This window comes from Bradyrhizobium sp. USDA3010 (assembly GCF_056429065.1).
Window position 1 is genome coordinate 1 of the sequence record NZ_JBWJZD010000102.1, and the last position, 3909, is coordinate 3909.

A 3909-nucleotide genomic window follows, 5' to 3' on the forward strand; every position below is an offset into this window, starting at 1 on the left:
GCGTTGCAAAGTACCGGTCGTCAGGCGGTGAAAAGCCGAAGGCAATCCTGTGCGCCTCGTCAGAGCAGATGTACGGCCGCATCAATCGGGCCCAAAAGCCGCACTCTCACGAATAGGACGGGCTAGAGCGCGTGCGGCCCGCGGCTCGTGTCAAATATCTCACCTTGCTTTCCGGATCCCAGATGCTGGGGATCGGACTTGCTGTTCCCCTGGGGCGCACCGTCGTGGAGATTTTCGGATCATATATCGCAGCGTACTCTCTATTCGCGGCTGCATGTCTCGTTGGCGCGATGCTGCTGGAGTTGGCCGACAGGGCACTGGCGCAGGCTCCTCAGATCAAAATGGCGGCTGTTCGACTCACGGTTGAGAGCGTGCGAGAGGCTTTCAAGTCGAATACGCGTTATCCGATCGTCATGATCGGAATCGGCGCATGCGTGTTTTCCGGTCTGTCCACGTTCCAGACGCTTTACGCTTCATCGCGGGAGCAATCCGCCGATACATTCTTTCTAGTCTTCACGTTGACAGCCGTTTTCTTGCGCTTCGCGGTGGCGCCGGTCATCGGAAAGGTCCGGCTTGAGTGGGTCGCTGCGTTTCTCATCTTGTGCACCATGGCGGGACTATTCTTGCTTTTGATGAATACAAGGAGTGCGGACATCTACATCCTCGGTACAGCGATGTTCGCCCTTGGATACGGACTTAGCTATTCGACTCTGAATGGTATGGTTGTCCTCATTGCAGGTACAGACGGGACATCATTGGCGGTTGCTTCTCAGGTCTTCACGCTTTCCTACTTCGTTGGCCTATTCGGATTTCCATATATCGCCGGGCAGATCGTGAGCGCCCACAGCTTCGATGACCTGCTGAAGAGCATGATGATGCTTATCGGTGGCAATGGAATCGTTCTCGCAATTCAAGTGTTTTCGACCAGCCGGGAGCGTTAAGTGGCTCATCTTGCGGATAGAGTGATGTCAACGCAGGGCGGCGGCCATCAGGTAACGGCAATCGGCGCAGGCCCGGCGAATCTGAGCCTGGCAGCGCTCGCGGCCCCGATTCCGGAAATTTCCGTACATATCCTAGAAAGATCGGAGACGCTAAGTTGGCATCCGGGTTTGCTTCTTGATGGGGCTTTCATGCAAACCAGCCCCTTAAAGGACCTGGTAACACCGGCAGATCCGACAAGTGCATATAGTTTTCTCGCCTACCTGCACGAGAAAAAACGGCTTTATCAAGCCATTGTTCGAGGTATCGCTTCGGTTGGCCGAACTGAATTTGAAGATTATTTGAAATGGGCGGCAGAAAAGCTTGCGAACGTTCAATTCGGCGAACAGGTTATTGCAGTCGAACTACGCGGCGAGGCGTTCAGTATCGCTACCAATCGCCGCAATTATCAGACCCGTACGATAGTAATCGGCGTAGGCCGGGTGCCCTCCGTTCCCGACTGGAGCAGAAATGCACCGGAGAATCAGGTGTTTCACGCGAGTACCTTCCTCCTGCGGCGCCGCGAGTTCTCCAGCAAGCGCGTTGTTGTGGTAGGTGGTGGCCAAAGCGGAGCAGAAATATTTCTTCATCTGCTAACTGGTGCATGCGGCGCGCTGGAAGCTCTGGCCTGGATCACGCGCCGCGCAAGCATATTTGCCCTGGAAGATAGTCCCTTCGTCAACGAGTGGTTCTTTCCACAGTATGGGGGATGGTTCCTTGAGCAAAGCGAGGCCGCCAGAAAGCAAACCCTTGAACAGCAAGCGTTGGCGAGCGATGGCGTCAACCCATCGACACTGCGCGCGATCTACAACGCACTTTACGATCGCGAGGTTGGTAGAGGTTCGTATCCCGCTCAGGTCGAAATACGCGTCGACACCATGGCTGAGGAGCTGCGTGCCACATCTCCATTTCGCCTGGGGGTGCGTCAGCAGGCCACCGGCGTTCGCGCAGAACATGTCGCCGACATTATCGTGCTGGCCACGGGCTACCGTACCGAGATCCCTCTCTTTCTGGAGCCGGTTGCAAACCGGCTTCGGATTGTGAGTGCGCCTGGTGGCTCTCGGGAGATCGTGGTCGGCAGGGAGTGCCGGGCTCGGTTTGATGGCCCCGAAAGCTGCCGCTTATACGTCCAGAATGGCGCACGATTTCAACATGGGATCGCGGACACAAATCTGAGTTTGGTTCCTTGGCGCGCCTCAACGGTGCTCAATTCGATCATTGGTCGGGTGGCTTACGATTGTGGACCTGCAACAGGAGCTCTCAAGTGGAATGGTGCGGTGCCCGAGAGCGCCCGTTGAAGATCGACAATGGGCAGCATGCCGCGATCAGCTGCATGATTGGAGATACACCATGAAGAATGCTCAGCTGATGACTTTGGGGGACGTAACGATCTATAGCCCTGGCGTACTCGTGCAGGACGTCAAAGGGATAGATGATCCGGAGATCACCGTTCCGGTCGAATTCATCGAATTCCGCCTCGATCCACTTGCAGTGTCGGCGCCTCATTCTCATCCTTCCACCGAGATCTGGCGAATCACGAGCGGGCGCGGTCAGGTAGTGACCGACGATGGTGAGTCGGCCGTGAAGGCCGGCGATCTGGTGTTTCTGCGACCAAATCAGACCCATCATTTGCGAAATAGTGGCAGCGAAGTTCTGAGCGCCTTCTCCATATCCTGGAAACAAGCTCAATGACTGACAATATCTATGACCTCGCAGTCATCGGGGCTGGCGTTATGGGGCTCAGTGCTGCCTTCATCGCAGCGAGCGAGCGCCCGGAAAAAAGAATAGTCATCGCCGAACGAGATATCGTTGGATCTGGTACCAGCGGGTTTGCGCCTGGGATCCAGATCAACATCTGTCGTAACCAGAAGGAAAGGAGCCTCATCGACTGTGGTTCGAAATTCTGGCGCGGGATCTATCCCGACGGACGATGGCCCAGGGGACGCGACTGTGATGTGTTTTGGTTGACACGCAATCCCGGCGAACTCGCGCAACAGATCAGTGCGGGCCGCCCGACCCCATCAACATCTTTCGCGCTCGTCGAGAGGCTATTATCGCTGCCGCAGTTCTTGGTTCCCGACGATGTGGCCGTTGTGTTGGATCGTGGTTCGTACTGTCAAGTCGATTCCATTGTTCAGGATCTGACTCAAAGGCTCAAGATCAAGGGGGGGTCGATAAGAGAGAGTACATCGATTACAAAAATACGGAAGGGGCCGCGCAATATTCTTCTCCAGACCTCTGATAACAGCGAACTCTCAGCGAAGCGGGCGATTGTCGCAATCGGGCCATGGTTACCGGAGTCACCGTTGCGTCAGCAACTAACAGACGAGCCGGGGTTGCGAGTCAAGAAGGTCGTCGCGCTCCATTTGGCCGCACGGCCCACGCCGAACTGTCCAATGATCGGGCTTTTCGATGACTACGCGTTCCTCATTCCCATGATCGAGCAAGGATACTGGCTGTTCAGCTTTACCTCGCAGGAATGGGATGTGAAGCCGGTCACCGATGAACTGCGGCTCAGTTCGGATGATCTCGCGCGTGCCAACGCAATTCTGGCCAAGTGGTTTTCCTCCGAGGTGCCAGCGGTGGAGTCAGCACGTGTGTTTTGCGACTGTTATTCGGCGGATGGCGTCCCGTTTTCCCGTCCTGCGAAAGATATCGCAGGTTTGCATGTGATCGGCGGTGGTTCGGGTAATGGGTTTCGCTTTGGGCCAGCATGTGCGCAAGAGGCGGTACGATCCCTATATTCTGCGGATAGACACGCCATTACGGCGACATGAGGGTGGCATATGCCGGATGTGATTGGTCGTGAGCGTCATGCGGAGACCACGCGCTGAGGGTTGATCTGGTCGGCTAGGAAGATCTCGCGGAATGGTTTGTCGCGAGGTCACAATGTCAAAGAATAGTCGTAAGGATAGCGATAAGGATAGGCAT

At 55.8% G+C, this 3909-nt stretch carries 4 protein-coding genes; all 4 read left to right on the forward strand.

What is annotated here, in order from left to right; genetic code table 11:
• Window positions 1-131 precede the first annotated feature (131 nt).
• Genes AC066Y_RS42930 through AC066Y_RS42945 form a run of 4 tightly spaced genes read left to right on the forward strand, consistent with a single transcriptional unit; the run spans window position 132 to window position 3755 of the window.
• Window positions 132-941: an MFS transporter gene (locus AC066Y_RS42930; protein WP_478279098.1), complete on the forward strand. Its 810-nt coding sequence runs from the start codon at window positions 132-134 to the stop codon at window positions 939-941.
• A gap of 24 nt (window positions 942-965) precedes the next feature.
• Complete coding sequence (locus tag AC066Y_RS42935; RefSeq protein WP_478279099.1) at window positions 966-2276, forward strand: lysine N(6)-hydroxylase/L-ornithine N(5)-oxygenase family protein; 1311 nt, start codon at window positions 966-968, stop codon at window positions 2274-2276.
• Between the two features lie 52 nt (window positions 2277-2328).
• A complete protein-coding gene (locus AC066Y_RS42940; RefSeq protein WP_478279100.1) occupies window positions 2329-2670 on the forward strand; it encodes a cupin domain-containing protein in 342 nt (113 codons plus the stop codon).
• Window positions 2667-3755 carry an NAD(P)/FAD-dependent oxidoreductase gene (locus tag AC066Y_RS42945; RefSeq protein WP_478279101.1) on the forward strand — a complete coding sequence of 363 codons (1089 nt, stop codon included), beginning with the start codon at window positions 2667-2669 and terminating at the stop codon, window positions 3753-3755. Before AC066Y_RS42940 ends, AC066Y_RS42945 begins: the two co-directional genes overlap by 4 nt.
• The last annotated feature ends 154 nt before the right edge of the window (window positions 3756-3909 follow it).

What these genes read in the sequence shown, in the direction of transcription:
- AC066Y_RS42935 (WP_478279099.1), top strand. Translation starts at nt 966, where the DNA reads ATGTCAACGCAGGGCGGCGGCCATCAGGTAACGGCAATCGGCGCAGGC.
- AC066Y_RS42940 (WP_478279100.1), top strand. Translation starts at nt 2,329, where the DNA reads ATGAAGAATGCTCAGCTGATGACTTTGGGGGACGTAACGATCTATAGC.
- AC066Y_RS42945 (WP_478279101.1), top strand. Translation starts at nt 2,667, where the DNA reads ATGACTGACAATATCTATGACCTCGCAGTCATCGGGGCTGGCGTTATG.